This is a genomic window from Streptacidiphilus sp. PAMC 29251, assembly GCF_054208735.2.
On sequence record NZ_CM135725.2, the window covers coordinates 9,112,179 to 9,130,469 of the forward strand.

11 protein-coding genes and 1 tRNA gene are annotated in these 18,291 nt (G+C 69.6%); 7 read left to right on the forward strand and 5 right to left on the reverse strand.

What is annotated here, in order from left to right:
* Positions 1-136: 136 nt before the first annotated feature.
* Together ACXKR8_RS43525 and ACXKR8_RS43530 are read left to right on the forward strand one after the other, a co-directional pair.
* A complete protein-coding gene (locus ACXKR8_RS43525; RefSeq protein WP_462100090.1) occupies positions 137-6,379 on the forward strand; it encodes an RHS repeat domain-containing protein in 6,243 nt (2,080 codons plus the stop codon).
* A gap of 308 nt (positions 6,380-6,687) precedes the next feature.
* Complete coding sequence (locus ACXKR8_RS43530) at positions 6,688-7,011, forward strand: hypothetical protein (protein WP_462100091.1); 324 nt, start codon at positions 6,688-6,690, stop codon at positions 7,009-7,011.
* A 437-nt stretch (positions 7,012-7,448) separates the two neighbouring features.
* On the opposite strand, the gene ACXKR8_RS43535 is transcribed toward ACXKR8_RS43530, so the two are convergent.
* On the reverse strand, positions 7,449-8,255 hold the full coding sequence (locus ACXKR8_RS43535; protein WP_458270052.1) for an exodeoxyribonuclease III: 807 nt from the start codon (positions 8,253-8,255) through the stop codon (positions 7,449-7,451).
* Positions 8,256-8,460: 205 nt separating this feature from the next.
* Here ACXKR8_RS43535 and ACXKR8_RS43540 point away from each other — a divergent pair, with 205 nt between their 5' ends.
* On the forward strand, positions 8,461-8,739 hold the full coding sequence (locus tag ACXKR8_RS43540) for an isoamylase early set domain-containing protein (protein ID WP_458270053.1): 279 nt from the start codon (positions 8,461-8,463) through the stop codon (positions 8,737-8,739).
* Positions 8,740-8,810: 71 nt separating this feature from the next.
* On the opposite strand, the gene ACXKR8_RS43545 is transcribed toward ACXKR8_RS43540, so the two are convergent.
* Entirely contained in the window at positions 8,811-10,439 is a 1,629-nt protein-coding gene (locus tag ACXKR8_RS43545) for an MFS transporter (protein ID WP_458270054.1), read from the reverse strand.
* A 540-nt stretch (positions 10,440-10,979) separates the two neighbouring features.
* Here ACXKR8_RS43545 and ACXKR8_RS43550 point away from each other — a divergent pair.
* A complete protein-coding gene (locus tag ACXKR8_RS43550; protein WP_458270055.1) occupies positions 10,980-11,648 on the forward strand; it encodes a winged helix-turn-helix domain-containing protein in 669 nt (222 codons plus the stop codon).
* Positions 11,649-11,681: 33 nt separating this feature from the next.
* On the opposite strand, the gene ACXKR8_RS43555 is transcribed toward ACXKR8_RS43550, so the two are convergent.
* A complete protein-coding gene (locus ACXKR8_RS43555) occupies positions 11,682-13,319 on the reverse strand; it encodes an ABC-F family ATP-binding cassette domain-containing protein (protein WP_458270056.1) in 1,638 nt (545 codons plus the stop codon).
* A 143-nt stretch (positions 13,320-13,462) separates the two neighbouring features.
* Here ACXKR8_RS43555 and ACXKR8_RS43560 point away from each other — a divergent pair, with 143 nt between their 5' ends.
* Together ACXKR8_RS43560 and ACXKR8_RS43565 are read left to right on the forward strand one after the other, a co-directional pair.
* Positions 13,463-14,833 carry a M20/M25/M40 family metallo-hydrolase gene (locus ACXKR8_RS43560; RefSeq protein ID WP_458270057.1) on the forward strand — a complete coding sequence of 457 codons (1,371 nt, stop codon included), beginning with the start codon at positions 13,463-13,465 and terminating at the stop codon, positions 14,831-14,833.
* Positions 14,834-14,974: 141 nt separating this feature from the next.
* Positions 14,975-16,243 (forward strand): MBL fold metallo-hydrolase, encoded by a 1,269-nt coding sequence (locus tag ACXKR8_RS43565; RefSeq protein ID WP_458270058.1) that lies wholly within the window; start codon positions 14,975-14,977, stop codon positions 16,241-16,243.
* Positions 16,244-16,287: 44 nt separating this feature from the next.
* On the opposite strand, the gene ACXKR8_RS43570 is transcribed toward ACXKR8_RS43565, so the two are convergent.
* Positions 16,288-16,821 carry an ATP-binding protein gene (locus ACXKR8_RS43570; RefSeq protein ID WP_458270059.1) on the reverse strand — a complete coding sequence of 178 codons (534 nt, stop codon included), beginning with the start codon at positions 16,819-16,821 and terminating at the stop codon, positions 16,288-16,290.
* 337 nt (positions 16,822-17,158) lie between these two features.
* Between ACXKR8_RS43570 and ACXKR8_RS43575 the strand changes: the two genes are divergently transcribed.
* Positions 17,159-17,241, forward strand: a tRNA-Leu gene (locus ACXKR8_RS43575).
* Between the two features lie 44 nt (positions 17,242-17,285).
* Here the strand turns inward: ACXKR8_RS43575 and ACXKR8_RS43580 are convergent.
* Positions 17,286-18,251: a ThiF family adenylyltransferase gene (locus ACXKR8_RS43580; protein ID WP_458270060.1), complete on the reverse strand. Its 966-nt coding sequence runs from the start codon at positions 18,249-18,251 to the stop codon at positions 17,286-17,288.
* Positions 18,252-18,291 lie beyond the last annotated feature (40 nt).

Below are 18,291 nucleotides of genomic sequence, written 5' to 3' on the forward strand. Positions count from 1 at the left end.
ACTGTGGCGTACGTCACAGGAACATTTGCCAGATAAATTCAAGATATGGGTGAATTGCCCTTGAATCCACTGAGGGAAGTTTTCAGATGCTGCTTTTCCTGACTGCTACGGTTCGCGTGATCAACGCTGACCCGGCATGTGCATGCAGCTGTGGCCCCAGCGTTCGCTGATCGGCGACATGGTCATCGGGACGCAGGGGGCAGTGGTGAAGGCGAAGCTGTGGTGGAGTAGGCACCGGTTGGCGTGGGTGCGGGTCGCGCTGCTCGTCGCGGCTGCGCTGATCGCCCAACTCGGCATCACCACCACTGCCTTGACTACTCCCGCGGTGGCGGCCGCAGGCGCGGCGCCGAAGCCGGCACTGGGCCACCCGGTTCCGGTGACAGAGGTCAAGTCCAAGGCGGCAGTTCTTCCGAAGCAGCCGAAGAACTACACCGCGACCCCGACCGCGACCCGCTTCCCGGCGTCCTCCGCGGGCACCGTCCCGCTGACGCAGGCGGCGAAGGGTCGGTCGGCAGCCAACCCGGTGTGGGGCCAGGCGGTTCCGGACAAGAAGGGCGGCTACAGCGGCCCGTCCTCGCTGGGCGTGAAGGTGCTGGCCCACGGCGCGGCCGCTGCTGCCGGTGTCAGCGGGGTCCTTGCCCAGGTGACGCCGGCCGGTACGGGGCGTGGTGCGGTGCGGGTGGGGGTGGACTACTCCTCCTTCGCCCAGGCCTACGGCGGTGACTACGCCTCCCGGCTGCACCTGGTCAGCCTCCCGGCCTGCTCCCTGACGACCCCACAGCTCGCGGCCTGCCGGGTGCAGACACCGCTGGTGACGGCGAACGACGCGTCGGCGAAGTCCCTGTCCGCGACGGTGACCCTCGGCGCGTCCGCCGGGGCAGCCGTGAGGCCGCTGTCCGCGACGCCGAACCTCGCCGCCTCCGCCGCGCAGAGCGGTGCGATGGTGATCGCGGCGACGGCGTCGGTGTCCTCCGGTGACGGAGGTGGCGCCGGCGGCCAGTTCGGTACGACCTCGCTCAAGCCGTCCGGTTCCTGGAGTTCAGGCGGCTCGTCCGGCTCCTTCGACTACTCCTACCCGATCACGGTTCCGCCGGCGGTCTCGGCGCTGGCGCCCAGCCTGGGCCTGTCCTACGACTCGGGCAGTGTGGACGGACAGACCGCCTCCACCCAGTCCCAGTCCTCGTGGATCGGCGACGGCTGGTCGATGGCGGACTCCTTCATCGAAGAGTCCTTCGTGACCTGCGGTGACGATCCGGAGGGCGTGACCCTGCCGGCCGCCGACAAGACCGGCGACATGTGCTACGACGGGCCGCTGCTGACCCTGTCCCTGAACGGGTCCAGCACCCAGCTGATCTGGGACGCGACCAAGGGAACCAGCGGCACATGGAAGCCGGCGAACGACAACGGCGACGTGGTCAAGCACGTGACCAACAGCAGCAACGGCTCGGGGACCTACAACACCGACTACTGGACCGTCACCGACCGCTCAGGCACCGTCTACTCCTTCGGTCGCAACGAACTGCCGGGCTGGACCTCGGGCAAGCCGACGACGAAATCGGTCGACTCCGAACCGGTGTACTCCGCCAAACCCGGTGACCCGTGCAACTCCGCCTCCGGGTTCACCTCCTCGGTGTGCACGATGGCCTACCGGTGGCACCTGGACTACGTCACCGACCTGCGCGGCAGCGCAATGGCGTACTACTACGGGCAGGACACCAACTACTACGCCGAGGACAACGGCGCCCACAACGTCCCCTACGTCCGCGACTCGCACCTGGACCACATCGACTACGGCTTCGCCGCCGGCAACGCCTACGGCACCGTGCCCGAGAAGGTGGTCCTGACCCCGGGTGAGCGGTGTGTGACAGGCACCTGCGACCCGCTGAACGCGACCAACGCCCCGAACTGGCCCGACGTCCCGTTCGACCTGGTCTGCGCGCAGGGCGCGACCTGCAAAAGCTACGGGCCCGCCTTCTTCTCCACGCTGCGGCTGACGAAGATCGAGACGGAGCAGTGGAACGGCACCAAGTACAACACGGTCGACTCGTGGGCCCTGGGCCAGTTGATCCCGACGACGGGGACGTTCAACACCTCGACGCTGTGGCTGAACACGATCACCCACACCGGTGCGGACACCACCGCGGGCGGGCCGGCGGTGACGCTGCCGCAGGTCAGTTTCACACCGACGATGCTGGCCAACCGGGTCAACTACACCACCGGTGTCGGGGCCGGGCTCGGGCCGCTGAACCGCAACCGGATCGGGGCCATCACCACCGAGACCGGCAGCGTGATCAGCGTCAAGTACGAGCTGAACAACCCCTGCACCCCGGCCGGCCTTGCGTCGCTGACCCCGTCGACGAATACGCTGTCGTGCTTCCCCGTGGTGTGGGCGACCAACGGGGCCCCGTACACGGACTGGTTCAACAAGTACGTGGTGCAGTCCGTGGCGCAGTCCGACCCCTCGGGCGGGTCGGCGGGCCTGTTCACCGGGTACAAGTACATCGGTGCGGGGGCGTGGCACTACGACGACAACGAGTTGGTGCAGGCGAAGTACCGCACCTACGGGCAGTGGCGCGGCTTCGGGGACGTGCAGACCCGTACCGGTCAGGGCACCGACCCGCTGACGGAGTCGGAGAGCTGGTACTACCGGGGCATGGACGGGGACTGGCTCTCATCCTCCTCCACCCGTGCGGTCACCCTGACCGACTCGCAGGGCGGCAAGCACACCGACAGCGACCAACTCGCCGGAAACCCGCTGGAGTCCGCGACCTACACCTACGACGGTGGGCCGGTCGACCATTCGAGTATCAACTCGTACTGGGTCTCCCCGGCCACGCTGAGCCGGACCCGGAGCGGACTGCCACCCCTGACCGCCAACGCGATCGGCCAGGTCGAGAGCTGGAACCGCCAGGCGCTGACCGACACCTCACCCACGACGTGGCGTACCACCGAGTCCGACAGCAGCTTCGACACCGACCCCGCTTCGCTCACCTTCGGAATGGAGCTCTACTCCTACTCCCACGGCGACCTGGCTCTAGCTGGCACCGCATCCTCGCAGGCGACCTGCACCCGGACGGTGTACGCCCCGGCGAACACCGCGTTGAACCTGGTCGGGCTGGTCGCCGAGACCGAGACCGACGACAAGCCCTGCGGCGGTAGTTCGGCCGCCGGCGCCAGCGTCCCCACCGCTGCGCAGACCAACGCCCTGACCGCGCCGACAGGTCTGAACAAGGCCACCGACGTGGTCTCGGACACCCGCACGTTCTACGACAACCCGACCCTGGCCGCCACCTGGCCCCAGCCCACCTCCTTCACCTGGCCGCAGGCCGCACCGACGCTGGGCGACGACTCGGTCGAGCAGGACGCGACCGGTTACAGCGGCGGCGCGTTCACGTACAAGACCAAGACCGCCACCGTCTACGACGCCTACGGCCGCCCCACCGCGGCGTTCGACGCCAACGGGAACGAGACCGACACCTCGTACACCACCACCACCTGGCTGACCACGACCGGGATCCAGGCCACCAACGCCCTGCACCAGAGCAGCAGCACCGTCCTTGACCCCGAACGCTCCCTGACCCTGTCCGCGCTCGATGTCAACGGCGTCACCAGCACGGTCCACTCCGACGGGTTGGGCCGCACCCTGGCGGTGTGGAAGAACTCGCGCGCCACCAGCCTGCCCGCCAACCAGACCTACAGCTACTCCTACCCGGCCTCCGGCGTGACCGCCCCGGTCGTGGTGACCACCCAGACGATGAACGAGGAGTCGGGCTACTCCACCACGACCACCTTGTACGACGCGCTGCTGCGGGTGCGCCAGACCCAGAACCAGGCGGTCACTGCAAGCGCTACCGGGCGCATCATCAGCGACACCTTCTACGACACCCACGGCTGGACCTACAAGACCAACACCAACTACTGGGACCCCACCGCCAATCCGGGATCCACGCTGGTGACGGTGGCGGACAACAAGGCCGACCAGCAGACCCTGACCTCCTACGACGGCCAGGGCCGGCCCACCGTGGTCGCCGGCCTGGACGACTCCCAGGTCAAAGAACAGGCCTACACCCAGTACCTGGGCGACCGCACCGTCTCCGTGCCCCCGACCGGTGCCCCGGCGGGAGCCACTGTCGTGGACGCCCTGGGCCGCACCACCGAGCAGGACCAGTACGCCACCGCACCCACCGTCAGCACCGCAGTGGCCGGCGGGTTCACCACGGCGAGCATCACCGGCGGGACCACCCAGGCCACCAAGTACACCTTCAACGCCCAGGGCCTGGCCTATCAGACCATCGACGCCAACAACGACACCTGGAGCACCGGGTACGACTTCGAGGGCGACCCGGTCAGCAAGTCCGACCCCGACGCCGGCTCCACCCCGGCCAACTCGCCCACGCTCTACGACCCGGTCGGCAACGTCCTGCAGTCCACCGACTCGGCCGGACACACCCTGTCGTTCACCTACGACGCGTTGAACCGGAAGACCGCCGAGTACGACGCCAGCGTCGCGAACCAGTCCACCGGCAACCAGGTCGCCTCCTGGACCTACGACAACAGCAACAACGCGGTCGCAGGGATGACATACCCGATCGGGCACCTCACCACCCAGACCTCCACCACCCCCGACGGCACGTTCACCACCCAGGCCCAGGGCTTCAACATCTTCGGCGAGTCCCTCGGCGAGGCCTACACCGTCCCCGGCAGCACCGCGCTGGCCGGCACCTACACCTACAAGCACTCCTACACCCCCACCACCGGCCTGCCCAAGGCCACCCTGGTCCCGGCCGCCGGCGGCATGCCCCAGGAGATCCTGACCACCGGGTACTCCACGGCCCGCGGCCTGGATGTACCCTCCACCCTGGGCGGGACCAACGGCTACGTCCAGAACATCTCCTACACCGCCCTCGGGCAGGTCGCCCAGGAGGTCGTCGGATCAGCCACCAACAAGGCCTCCGTCTCCAACACCTACGACCCGCACACCGGGCGGCTGACCGACCAGAACGTGGTCAACACCGCGGTCTCCAGCACCCCGCTGGACGACACCAGCGACACCTACGACCCCTCCGGCAACGTCACCTCGCAGACCGACGTCCGCAACGGCACCACCACCGAAACCCAGTGCTACGGCTACGACGGCCTCGACCGCCTGGCCCAGGCCTGGACCACCTCCAGCACCGCCACCAGCTGCAGCACCCAGCCCACCAGCGCGAACGTCACCACCACCGTCACCGACGGGATCACCGGCAGCGCCTACTGGACCAGCTGGAACTACGACAAGCTGGGCCAGACCAAAACCCAGACCCAGCACTCCCTGACCGGTGGCACCGACACCACCACCACCGACACCTACGGCGGCAGCGCCACCGGATGCCCCACCAGCACCGCCGCACACACCCTGACCACCTCCACCGTCACCGGCGCCAGCACCACCAGCAACACCTACTGCTACGACGGACTCGGCAACACCACCTCCCGCACCACCCCCTCCGGCCAGCAGACCCTGACCTGGAACGACGAAGGCAAACTGCAGAGCGCCACCACCGGAACCAACACCACCACCTACGACTACGACGCCGACGGCAACGTCATCGAACGCGTCGACCCCACCACCACCACACTCTTCCTACCCGCACAACAAATCACCTTCATCCCCGGCAACAACGCCCTCAACGCCGTCCGCAGCTACGCCCTGCCAGGCGGCGGACAGGCACTCCTGAACAACAGCAGCTACGGCTTCACCCTCTCCGACCAGCACGGCACCGCCACCGTCAGCCTCGACAGCACCGCGAAGAACCCGACCTGGCAGCAGTACACCCCCTACGGCGCCCCCCGCGGCAGCGCCCCCGGCGGCAGCTGGCTCGACCCCAACGGCTTCCTCGACAAACCCCAGGACACCAGCGACGACCTCACCACCGTCGGCGCCCGCCAGTACGACACCACCCAGGGCCGCTTCATCAGCCTGGACCCGGTCCTGGAAGCCGACCCCCAGGAACTCAACGGCTACACCTACGCCGGCAGCAACCCCGTCACCGGATCCGACCCCAGCGGACTCTTCTGCGACGGCTGCGGCCCAGCTACTACAGCGGCGCCGGATGCAGCATCGACGCGGGCGGCATGTCCAACGGAAGCTGCGACGGGCAGGGCACCGACTCCGCCGGATGCCAGCAGAGCGCCAGCTGCAAAAAGACCCTCGACCAGCAGGTCGCCGCAAAGAAGAAGTCGGACGACGCCGAACGCGCCGCCCAGGCCGCCGAGGAAAAAGCCAGAGCCGAAGCCGCAGCCAAAGCCAAAGCAGAAGCAGCCGCAGCCCACCGCCACTGCTCCTGGTACGACGTCGTCTGCCAAGCCGAAGTCCACACGGCAGCAGCCCTGGAGATAGCACTCGCCGTCGTTGTCGTCGCCGCCGTCATCGCTGTCTGCGTCGCCGCGACCGCGGTCTGCATCGCAGGAGCTGTGGCATTCGGTGAAGCCACGGCGACCACTGGTTCACTCGCGCTGGGTGCCGTAGCCGGCGTCTCAGCCGGTGTCAGTACTGCAGCCACAGCTGCCGGCCTGACAGGACTCGCCGTGGTCTCGGGGGTAGTTGCCAACGTCGCCGGTGCAAGTAGCTTCGGCGTAGGCGGAGGTGGCGGAGACGGAGTCAGTCTGGCCCGCGCTCAGCGTGGTGGCACTGGGCCAAGGGTTCCAATGACCCATGAGAACGTGAATTCCGTTGCAGACAAATATGGTCTCGACTACAGCGACATCAATGTAGAGTTGCGGAAGAGTACGGCTGGTCTTGGCGGGATCACGAAGCCTGACAAGACCGTACAGCTGGCTCGCGGTGCCTTCCAGAATGAAGAGACCCTCGCCAAGACCTTGGCCCACGAGCAATTCCACGTGAATGAGTTGAACGCGGGCATGCCTTACCCCACGAGTGCGGAGGAAGCGATACCGTTCGAGGATCGCGCATACGCATTTGAAGATACCTGGTGGGCGGCGCACCCGTTGAATCCGTTGAACCAGCAGTGATATGGCATTTCGAGGAGTTGCATGAGTGGCACCTGGGAGGACTGGCTTGATGCCTATGAAATTCGATATGAATCTCTCGGTGAGATTTCCTGCCCGCCCTGCCCGAATTGCGGCAGTCCTACCCTGATCTTGACCTACGTGGCCGATCGGGGTCGTGACTCGGGAACGGCCTGTTTTTGGTGCTCACATTGCCTCAACGGGATCGTTTTGTCTCGCTGCCCGATTCCCGACGGTGCCGATGTCCTATGGAGGACCGCCGGGGACCAGGGCCTACCGGATTCCATTCCGAATTTCAAACTTATTGTGCCTTGAGTAGCATATGAGGAATCTTGGCCGTGACGGCCTCGTGGTGGTCTTGTGTGGCTGCCTCGGCCCGGCGGAGACGGCGGAGCGGGCAGGTGCTTGATCGTGCTCGACTTCCCGCTCTTGTCGGCATGTTACTCGAGGTCGAAGGTCACGGTGACGGGTGCGTGGTCGGACCAGCGTTCCGGGTGGCTGGCGGCCCGCTCCACCACCGCTGAGGTGGCCTTTTCGGCGAGGCCTGGGGTGGCCATCTGGTAGTCGATCCGCCAGCCCGAGTCGTTGTCGAAGGCCTGACCACGGTAGGACCACCAGGAGTAGGGGCCGGTCACGTCTGGGTGCAGGCGGCGGACGACGTCGACGTAGCCGGCTTCGTCCAGGACGCGGGTGAGCCAGGCGCGTTCCTCGGGGAGGAAGCCGGCGTTCTTCTGGTTGGTCTTCCAGTTCTTCAGGTCGGCCTCGTGGTGCGCGATGTTCCAGTCGCCGCAGACCAGGACCTCGCGGCCGTCGCCTGCGGCGCGCTCGCGGAGGACTTTGAGGTGGTCCAGGAACTCGGTCAGGAAGCGCTCCTTCTCGTCCTGGCGCGGAGTGCCCACCTCGCCGGAGGGGAGGTAGAGGCTGGCGACGGTCAGGCCGGGCAGGTCGATCTCGGCGTAGCGGCCGGTGGCGTCGAACTCCTTGGAGCCGAAGCCGATCCGCTCCGCCTGGGGTTCGGCGCGGGAGAGGACGGCCACGCCCGCGCGGCCCTTGGCGACGGAGGGGGCCCACAGGGTGTGCCAGCCCTCGGGGTCGCGGACGTGGGCGGCGAGTTGGGCGGGTTCGGCCCGTACCTCCTGCAGGCAGACCACGTCGGCCAAAGTCGAGTTCAGCCACTCGACGTAGCCCTTGCCGGTGGCTGCGCGGAGACCGTTGACATTGGCGGTGGAGACGGTGAGCGTGCTCATGGATCTCTGTGGTTCCCTGCTGGGTCGGAGGCGTAGGTGCCCGGCCATTCTCCCCGATCGGTCGGCCATTCGGGCGCCGCACGCGCCCGGCGACCGTCCGAGGACGTCCGCGTCACTGGCGGACTTCCGTCCGGGGCGGCCCTTCGGCCATGCTGTGCACTGCAAGTACCTCAGTAGTTCGAGTACATGGAGGGAGTGGGCGGCATTGCTGACACGTACCCGTCTGTTCGGTGGACGGACCAGGGTGACGTTCCGGCTGGCTGACGAGCAGCTGGACGGGACGGTGAGTGTGGTGGGCGACTTCAACGGATGGCAGCCGGGCGCAGCCGAGTTGGTGCGCAGGCGCAACGGGACCAGGACGGTCACGCTGAGCTTCCCGCCGGGGGAGCACCGGTTCCGGTACCTCGCCACCGGCGGGCTGTGGTTCGACGACGACAGCGCCGACCGGATAGACCCGCAGGGGAGCCTCATCCGGGTGGGATGAGGCTCCGCTTCGGACATGGGATCCGGACATGGGATCCGGGTCCGCGCCTGGCCCGACCGGCACGGTCGGTCTCAGTCGCTGGCCTCGCCACCGGTCGCGGGACGCCGGCCGTGGCGCATCAGTACGGCCACCACCAGGCCGATGAACCCGGCGGCCGCCGCGAACAGCAGGCCGTTGCGGTAGCCGTCGTCGGTGTAGAGGCCGGGAAGGTTGTAGTAGCCGCCGGTCAGGGAGGCGGACACACCCGGGATGGTGACCTTGAACCGGGCCGGGTTGGCGGCGAGGAAGGCGGTCAGCGCGGCGGTGCCGACGGAGGTCGCGAGGCTGTTGACCACGCCCAGCATGCCGGAGCTGATGCCCTGTTGGCGGGCGGGCACCGCCTCGACGATGAGGTTGGGCGCGGCCGCGTAGAAGGAGCCGAAGCCGAGGCCGAAGACCACCGCGATCACCGCGTACTGCCAGGACGAGTGGGCGTAGAAGGCGTAGAGCAGGGTCGAGACGGTGAAGGTGGCCATCGCCAGGATCAGCGGGTAGCGCGGCCCCACCTTGCGCGCCCACTCGCCGGCCGCGCCGCCGGCCAGCATCCCGGTGCCGCCGGTGTAGACGGCGGAGTGCAGCCCGTACCCGAGCAGGCTGGCCCCGAGGCCGTACGCCATCAGGCCGTTGAAGTTGATGTGCAGCATCGGGATCAGGGCGGGAGTGAGCTGGCCCTTCGAGCCGGCCACGACCTGGGTGGTGACCAGGTGGGTCAGCTCGGCGTGGCTGGGTGTCTGCAGCATGTACGGGATGGAGTAGCCCTGGACGCCGATCACGATGCTGCCCAGCATCGCGGCCAGCAGCACCATGGTGACCTTGGGCGAGAACAGCAGCTGCAGGTCCATGATCGGCTGGCTGGTGCGGCGTTCGACCGCGACGAAGGCCAGCAGCAGCACGACGCCGCCCGCCATCCAGCCCCAGGCGGTCGGACGGCCCCAGCCCCAGGTCGCGCCGTTGGAGAGGTAGACCAGGGCGAAGCCGACCCCGGTGGCCAGCAGCAGCGCACCGGAGATGTCCAGCTTCTGGTGGGTGCGCAGCGGCGTCTCCGGTACCAGCAGCACCAGCAGCGGGACCACCACGGCGACGAAGATCAGCAGGAACCAGAACAGCGAGCGCCAGGAGTAGTGGTCCAGCAGCCAGCCGCCGAGCAGTGGCGCGACCAGCGCCGACATGCCGAGCCCGGTGGCGATCACGCCGATCGAGGCCGGGATGTAGCGCCGCGGCAGGATGTCGCGGAACAGCCCGTACGCGACGGTGGGCGCGCTGATGGCGACCGCCTCCAGGGCCCGGCCGACCAGGAACAGGGCCCAGGAGGAGGTGAGTGCGCAGATCAGGGTGCCGACCGCGAAGGAAGCGCCGGCGATCAGCATCATCAGCCGCTTGCCCCAGAGATCGGACATCTTGCCGAAGATCGGGGTGGTCGCCGCCCCGACCAGGCCGAAGATGATCACCATCCAGCTGATGTTCGCGCCCACGCCGGGGAAGGACGGCGCGATGTCGCGGGCGGCCGAGGCGACCATGGTGTACTGCAGCGCGGCGATCTCGGCGAAGAGCACGACGATGCCGATGACGGTGAAGATACGCAGGCGGGAAGCGCCTTCGAGGCGTGGCAGCGGCGGCTCGGGGTCGGGGGACGCAAGGTCGGGGACCTGGGCTTGGGTCACGGGGCGGCTCCTCGCAGAGTGTTGCGGAGGGCACCTGGTCGGTCGTCCGCACCAAGTATCTAACAGACCGTCAGAAAGAAGGGAAGGCAAAGGGCAGGGGCGGTGGCGACAAGGCGACAGCGGTGCCGCGGCGAGGGCGAGGCGGTGCGGCGGCGAGGGTGCGGCGAGGCGGCGGCAGGGTTACGGCGGAGGGCCGTCCGCAGCGATTGCGGGGTGGTGGTGTCCTGGCGCGACCAGGTCTGATTGAATAGGGGGTATGGAGACCTATGCCGCTGACGCGGTCCTGAGCGTGAGGACGAGGCGTCGAGCCCTCGACCTCGAACCGTTCTGGCCGTCACGGCAGCCGTTCCACTTCGACGAGACCTGTTGTTGCGCACTTCGCGCGCAGGTCCGCAGGGTCCGCACCGGCGGCTGAACAGGGTTTCGGCCCCGCTCGCCGCAGTACAGGCCCTTTCTCCCACTGCAGACCTCTTTCCTTTTGCGCGCAGACGACCGCCCATGTCGCTGTCCCTTCCTGCCTGCGCGAAAGCGAGTCCTGCCATGTCGAACGTCTCCCAGTTGGCCACCCCGCACCTCCGTACCGTCACCGCCGTCCTGCCGAGCCCGGTCCGCGCCGTGCCCACCGTTGCCGAGGGGGTGCTGCGGCTGCCGGCGGGGGCGATCGTGGCCCCGTGGCCACAGGCCGGGCTGCCCTCGGGGCTGCCCGCCGGACTGCCGCTGGAGCTGACCGGGGGCGATGTGCCGATGGTCGGCTACCTGGTCCTGGTCCCCGCCGAACGGCCGCCCGCAGAGCAGCTGCCGGGCGAACGGGCGGCAGCTGAGCGGGTGGCCGCCGAGCGGGCGACCGTCGAGCGCGGGGGCGTCGAGCGCGGGGCCGGTTCCGCGCCGATCGCCGCAGTCCCGCCGCTGCGGTCGGTCGGCGGGATCCAGCTGGACCTGGAGCGGCGCACCGTCCGGATCGACGGCGAGCTGCTCGAACTCACCTACCTGGAATTCGAGTTGCTGGCCCACCTGACCGCCAACCCGCACCGGGTGCACACCCGGGACCACCTGGTCACCGCGGTGTGGGGCTACGGCCACGTCGGCGACGGACGCACCGTGGACGTCCATGTCGCCCGGCTGCGCCGCAAGTTGGGCCCCCGCTACCGGGCCGGGATCGTGACGGTCCGTCGGGTCGGCTACAAGTACGCGCCGCCGAAGCAGGCCTGACGGAGCGTCACTTCAACTGCGGGGTCGGGCGGGTCAGCTCTCGCTGGCCTGCCCGGCGTCCACGGCGATCCGGCGGGTGGTCTCGACCGCGTCCAGCATCCGCCGGTCGTGGGTGACCAGCAGCAGCGTGCCGGTGTAGGAGGCGAGCGCGGACTCCAACTGCTCGATCGCGGCCAGGTCCAGGTGGTTCGTCGGCTCGTCCAGCACCAGCAGGTTGACGCCGCGGCCCTGCAGCAGCGCCAGCGCGGCCCGGGTGCGCTCGCCGGGGGAGAGGGTCGCCGCCGGGCGCAGCACATGCGCGGCGCGCAGCCCGAACTTGGCCAGCAGGGTGCGGACCTCGGCCGGGGGCAGGTCGGGGACGGCCTCGGCGAAGGCCTCCAGCAGCGGCTGACCGCCGAGGAACAACCCACGCGCCTGGTCGACCTCGCCGACCACCACACCCGGGCCGAGCGAGGCCTGGCCCGAGTCCAGCGGCAGCCGTCCGAGCAGGGCGGCCAGCAGGGTGGACTTGCCGGAGCCGTTGGCGCCGGTGATCGCGACCCGGTCGGCCCAGTCGATCTGCAGGTTCACCGGGCCGAAGGCGAAGTCGCCGAGCCGCACCCTGGCGTTGTTCAGGGTCGCCACCACCGCGCCGGAGCGGGGCGCGGCGGCGATCTCCATCCGCAGCTCCCACTCCTTGCGGGGCTCGTCCACGACGTCGAGGCGCTCGATCATGCGCTGGGTCTGCCGGGCCTTGGCGGCCTGCTTCTCCGAGGACTCGGTACGGAACGCCTTGCCGTGCTTGTCGTTGTCGGGGGACTTGCGGCGGGCGTTCTTGACGCCCTTCTCCATCCAGGCGCGCTGGGTGCGGGCCCGGGACTCCAGCGAGGACACCGTGTCGGCGTACTCGTCGAACTCGGCGCGGGCGTGCCGCCGGGCGGTCTCGCGCTCCTCCAGGTAGGCCGCGTAGCCGCCGCCGAAGTGGTTCACCTGCTGCTGGGTCAGGTCCAGTTCCAGCACCCTGGTCACCGTGCGGGTCAGGAACTCGCGGTCGTGGCTGATCAGCACGGTGCCGGCGCGGAGGCTGCCGACGAAGGCCTCCAGCCGGTCCAGGCCGTCCAGGTCCAGGTCGTTGGTGGGCTCGTCCAGCAGGAAGATGTCGTAGCGGCTGAGCAGCAGCGAGGCGAGGCCGGCCCGGGCGGCCTGGCCGCCGGAGAGGGCGGTCATCGGCAGGTCGAGACTGATCGTCAGACCGAGGTCGGCGGCGACCTCCTCGGCGCGCTCGTCCAGGTCGGCCCCGCCGAGGTCGAGCCAGCGGTCCAGCGCCACGGAGTACTCGTCGTCGGCCCCGGGGGTGCCATCGACCAGGCCCTGGGTGGCGGCGTCCAGCACGGCCTGGGCCTCGCTGACGCCGGTGCGGCGGCCCAGGAAGGCGCGGACCGACTCACCGGGGCGGCGCTCGGGCTCCTGCGGCAGGTGGCCGACGGTCGCGGTGGGCGGGCTGAGCCGGAGCGTCCCCGACTCGGCGGTGTCCAGGCCGGCCAGCAGGCGCAGCAGGGTGGACTTCCCGGCGCCGTTGACGCCGACCAGACCGATCACGTCGCCGGGGGCGACGACCAGGTCCAGGTCGGTGAACAGGGCGCGTTCGCCGTGGCCGGCGGCGAGGTCTTTGGCGACGAGAGTGGCAGTCATGAGGGGACTGATCCTATCGGGTGGGGGTTGACCGCCGCGTCGGACCGGTGCGGGATGATCGGAGGGGCAGGCTGGGCGCAGGCCGGTCGGCGGCGCGGGCCGGTCGGACGTGGATCGAGAGAGACGAGGGAAGCGTGGGCACGATGGCGGACGAGAGGGCCGAGAGGGCCGAGACCGAGGGTGGCTCGCTGCGGGGCGACGAGGCAGTGCGCTTCACCTCCGAGCTGATCCGGATCGACACCAGTAACCGGGGCGGCGGCGACTGCAAGGAGCGCCCCGCGGCCGAGTACGCCGCCGAGCGGCTCGCCGAGGGCGGCCTGTCGCCGCTGGTGCTGGAGTCCGCACCGGGACGCGCCAACGTCGTCGCCCGGATCCGCGGCAGCGAGCCCGACCTGCCGGCCCTGCTGGTCCACGGCCACCTGGACGTCGTCCCGGCCGAGGCCTCCGACTGGAGCGTCCACCCCTTCAGCGGCGAGATCCGCGACGGCGTGGTCTGGGGGCGCGGCGCGGTCGACATGAAGGGCATGGACGCGATGATGCTCGCGGTCGCCCGGGCCTGGGGGCGCGAGGGGCGCGGCCCGCGCCGGGACGTGGTGCTGTGCTTCACCGCCGACGAGGAGGACAGCGCGGAGGCGGGCTCCGACTGGCTGATCCGGAACCACGCCGACCTGTTCGAGGGCTGCACCGAGGCGATCGGCGAATCCGGCGCGTACACCGTGCACACCGCCGCCGGACAGCGGCTCTACCCGGTCGGCGCGGGCGAGCGCGGCACCGCCTGGCTCGGGCTGACCGCCAGGGGAACGGCAGGACACGGCTCCAAGCCCAACCGCGCCAACGCGGTGACCAGGCTCTCCGCGGCGATGGCCCGGATCGGCGAGCACGAGTGGCCGGTGCGGATCACGCCGACCGTACGGGCCGCGCTGCTCGCCCTCGGCGCGGCGACCGGCGTACCGCTGAGCGTGCGCGAGGTCGACGACCCGGCGTTCGACGTGGACGCGTATGTCGCGCGGCTCGACCCGGCGGCGGCCAGGCTGGTCGCCGCGACCCTCCGCAACAGCGCCAATCCGACGGTGCTGCAGGCCGGCTACAAGACCAATGTGATCCCGGGCCTGGCCACCGGACATGTCGACGGACGCACCCTGCCCGGGGAGGGCCCGGCCGCCGAGTTCGAGGCCACGCTCGACAAGCTGACCGGCGCCGACGTCGACTGGGACTATCTGCACCGCTCCGGGGCGCTCACCGCGCCGGTCGACGCGCCGATCTTCGCGGCGATGCGGGACGCCGTCCTGGCGCACGACCCGGGGGCGGCGGTGGTGCCCTTCTCGATGACCGGCGGGACGGACGCCAAGCAGTTCTCGCAGCTGGGCATCCACGGCTACGGCTTCTCGCCGCTGCGGCTGCCGCCCGGCTTCGACTTCCAGGGCCTGTTCCACGGCGTGGACGAGCGGGTGCCGGCCGACGCGCTGCGGTTCGGCGCGGCGGTGCTGGACGATTTCCTCAGTACCTTGGGATAGGGCCGGGGCGGGACGGTATGCGAGGTCGGCATGGGACAGGGCCGGGGCCTGAAGCCGTAGCCGGAACCATCGCTACCGCACGACCGTTTGCCGAGCAGCGGGGCCGTGATGACGCACGGCCCGTACGAGAGGTGGCAGGGCATGGGGCGGACTCGGGTGGGTACGACCGGGGCGATCGGGGTCGCGCTGGGCGCGGTCGCGGTCGGGGCGGTCGGAGCGCTGGCCTGGGCGGCGCGGGACATGCCGGCCGCGTTCGGCGGCGACCCCAAGCGGGGCGCGCGGGGGGACCGGCTGCGGATCTCGCCGCAGTTCCGGGACGGGGTGTTCCACAACGTCGCCGGCCCGGTGGCGGAACCGTCGCCGTTGGATCCGGAGGACGGTGCTGCGGTCGGAGCCCAGGTCGGAGCCGGCGGCGGCGAGGAGGGCGCCGAGGAGGGCGCCGAGCACGGGCCGCAGGTGACCGACGGGCGGCAGATCCTCAAGGAGATGCTGTTCGGCAAGCAGTTGCGCCGCCCGCTGCTGCCGGTCCCGCTGGTCCGCGACAGCCTGGTCGGGGACGACGCCACCGGGGCCTCGCTCGGGAACGAGCTGGCCGTCAGCTGGTTCGGGCACTCGACCGCGCTGATCGAGATCGAGGGCAGGCGGATCCTGGTCGACCCGGTGTGGAGCGACCGCTGCTCCCCGTCCCAGTCGGTGGGCCCGCGCCGGATCCACGAGCCGCCGGTCCCGCTGGAGGAACTGCCGAGGATCGACGCCGTGGTGATCTCGCACGACCACTACGACCACCTGGACATGCGCAGCGTCCGCACCCTGGCCCGGACCCGTCCCGAGCTGCGGTTCGTGGTGCCGCTGGGGGTCGGCGCGCATCTGGAGCGCTGGGGCATCGGTCCGGAGCGGTTCGACGAGCTGGACTGGGAGGAGGAGGTGGAGATCGACGGGCTGCGGCTGGTGTCGACCTCCGCGCAGCACTTCTCCGGCCGGGGCTTCACCAACGACGGCACGCTGTGGAGCTCCTGGGTGATCATCGGCGCGGAGCAGCGGGTCTTCTACAGCGGCGACACCGGCTACTTCGAGGGCTTCGCCGAGACCGGGGAGCGCTACGGCCCCTTCGACCTCTCGCTGATCCAGGTCGGCGCGTACAGCACCCACTGGCGCTCGGTGCACATGACCCCGGAGGAGGGCGTCAGCACCCATCTGGACGTCAACCGGGGCGACAGCGGCGCGGGGCTGCTGGTGCCCGTGCACTGGGGGACCTTCGTGCTGGGGCTGCACGACTGGTCCGAGCCCGTGGAGCGGCTGTGCGCGGACGCGGACCTGCGGGGCGTCCGGGTCGCGGTGCCGAGACCGGGGGAGCGGGTCGAGGTCGCGAACCCGCCGAAGATCGACCACTGGTGGCGCGAGATCGTGTGACTCGGAGGTGGGGTGGCTGTCGGTGCGGCGGTTCGGGTGACTGCTCAGTGCGGCGGTTCAGTGCGGCGGGGGCGGGGGATCGGGAGTGACGCCCAGACGACCTTGCCGCCGCCCGCGGTGCGCTCGACGTCGCACACCCCGCCGGCCTCGGTGGTGACGGCCTTGACCAGCAGCAGCCCGCGTCCGCCGGTACGGCCGAACGCGACCTCGTCGCTGTGCAGCGCCCGGGGCCGGTAGGGGTGGCTGTCCTCCACGGACAGTCGCACCCAGCCGGAGCCGATCACCACCTCGACCACGATCTGCGGCGACAGCAGCGCGGCGTGCCGCACGGCATTGGTGACCAGTTCGGAGACGATCAGCAGGATCCCCTGCAGCAGTTCGTCGTACGCGCCCCCGCTCATGCCCTGCGCCCGCAGCAGGTCCCGCACGGCATGCCGGGCCTGCGGCACGGAGACGTCCACGGCGGCCGCGGCGAAGCGCCAGACTCCCTCGACGCCGAGGATCCCGGACCCGGGGTGCGGCGTCGAGATCGGCGTTCCGGAGGCGGGGTCGGGAGGGACTTCTCCGCGGACATGCATGTCGGTGCCGCCATCCTCTGCGCGTACGAGCCCCCGACGGGTCTTCAGCTGCCGCGCCGGTCGGCTCATCCGATATGAGACATCGTGACCACCGGGTGTACTCGGCTTGATGCACAAAGTGTCCGTTTCTTGACCGTTTTCGACCGATAGTTGAATGGAATCGATCGACTTATGTCGCATTCCGACACCGCAGCAGTGGTCCCCTGCCCGCCCCGCAGTGCCGCGGCCACCCCCGCGGACACCCCCGCGACCCCTTCCGGCCGACGGTCGGAGGCACTCCGTTTTCTTGGTATTGTTTCCCCTGTCAGCGCGACGGAGACGCCGCGTCGATCACCCGGTCCGGGTGGCGGAATGGCAGACGCGCTAGCTTGAGGTGCTAGTGCCCTTCGGGGCGTGGGGGTTCAAGTCCCCCCTCGGACACAGACAGAGCTCGAACGGAACGAACCGCGGTCGCGGTCCAACGGTCATCGACTTCGAGGACCCGTCAACGCCGTCCCCAACAGTTCGATGCGATGCGAAGTCGTTTGGGCACTCACACCGAGTATGCCGAAGATGAGATCACGGCCCATTGTCGCGCCCACCAGCGTATTGACCGGGCCGAACGATGCCGCCATCGGTGTGACCGCAGCTCCGGTCGTGGCCTGCGCCTCCTGGCGTGAGGCGATGAAGGCCGGGACATCGGCGGGCCGGATCAGCGGGCCGCTCGATCCGACTCGGAGGCCGCAGCCTCCCAGGATCATCGACGCTCCGCGCTCGACACAGGCTTGAGCGCACAGTTCCGGCAGCGACACAGGACGGTCGGCCGCGACAACGAGGAACCCGCCTTCGCGCAGGTGCGGTACCAGCGCCTCGCTGGTCGTGATGGTTTCCATCACAGCGGTCGGCTCCGCTTCAGGGAGGCGCTCACGCACCCACTCGCGGGCCACCTCGACCTTTGCTCGTCCGACGTCACAACGCCGGTAGAGATATTGGCGGTTCAAGTTCTCCAACGCGACTCGGTCGCCGTCCACGAGCGTGAGCCCGCCCACGCCCGCACCCGCGATTTCAGCCAGCACCGCGCCGCCGACGCCGCCGACGCCGAGAACGGTCACGTGCGCCGCGCGCAGCCGATCCTGTGCCGCGCCAGCATCCAGACCCAAGGCCGCGAAGTACTCAACCTGGTTTCTCCAAGCGGACGAGTGCCACGAACGGTCGAACGGTGCGACGATGAGGCCAAGCCGAAGAAGAGTACGCACGATGGCGTCCACTTGGCGTCCGCTCGGCACTGGGAGGCCGGCCAACTCATCGGAGACCGCCTTGAGCCATTCGAACAGCGATTCAGGGCAGCGTCGGACCAGCAGCACCTCGTCGGAAAAAACGCGTAGCTCGTTGCCGTCGCGGGACCAGGTCGCCGCGGGCGAGAGCACGTAGCGGTCGATTCCGTGAGCCATCCCTGACCTTCCTTCGGAGCGAGATCACCGTTTGACGAAG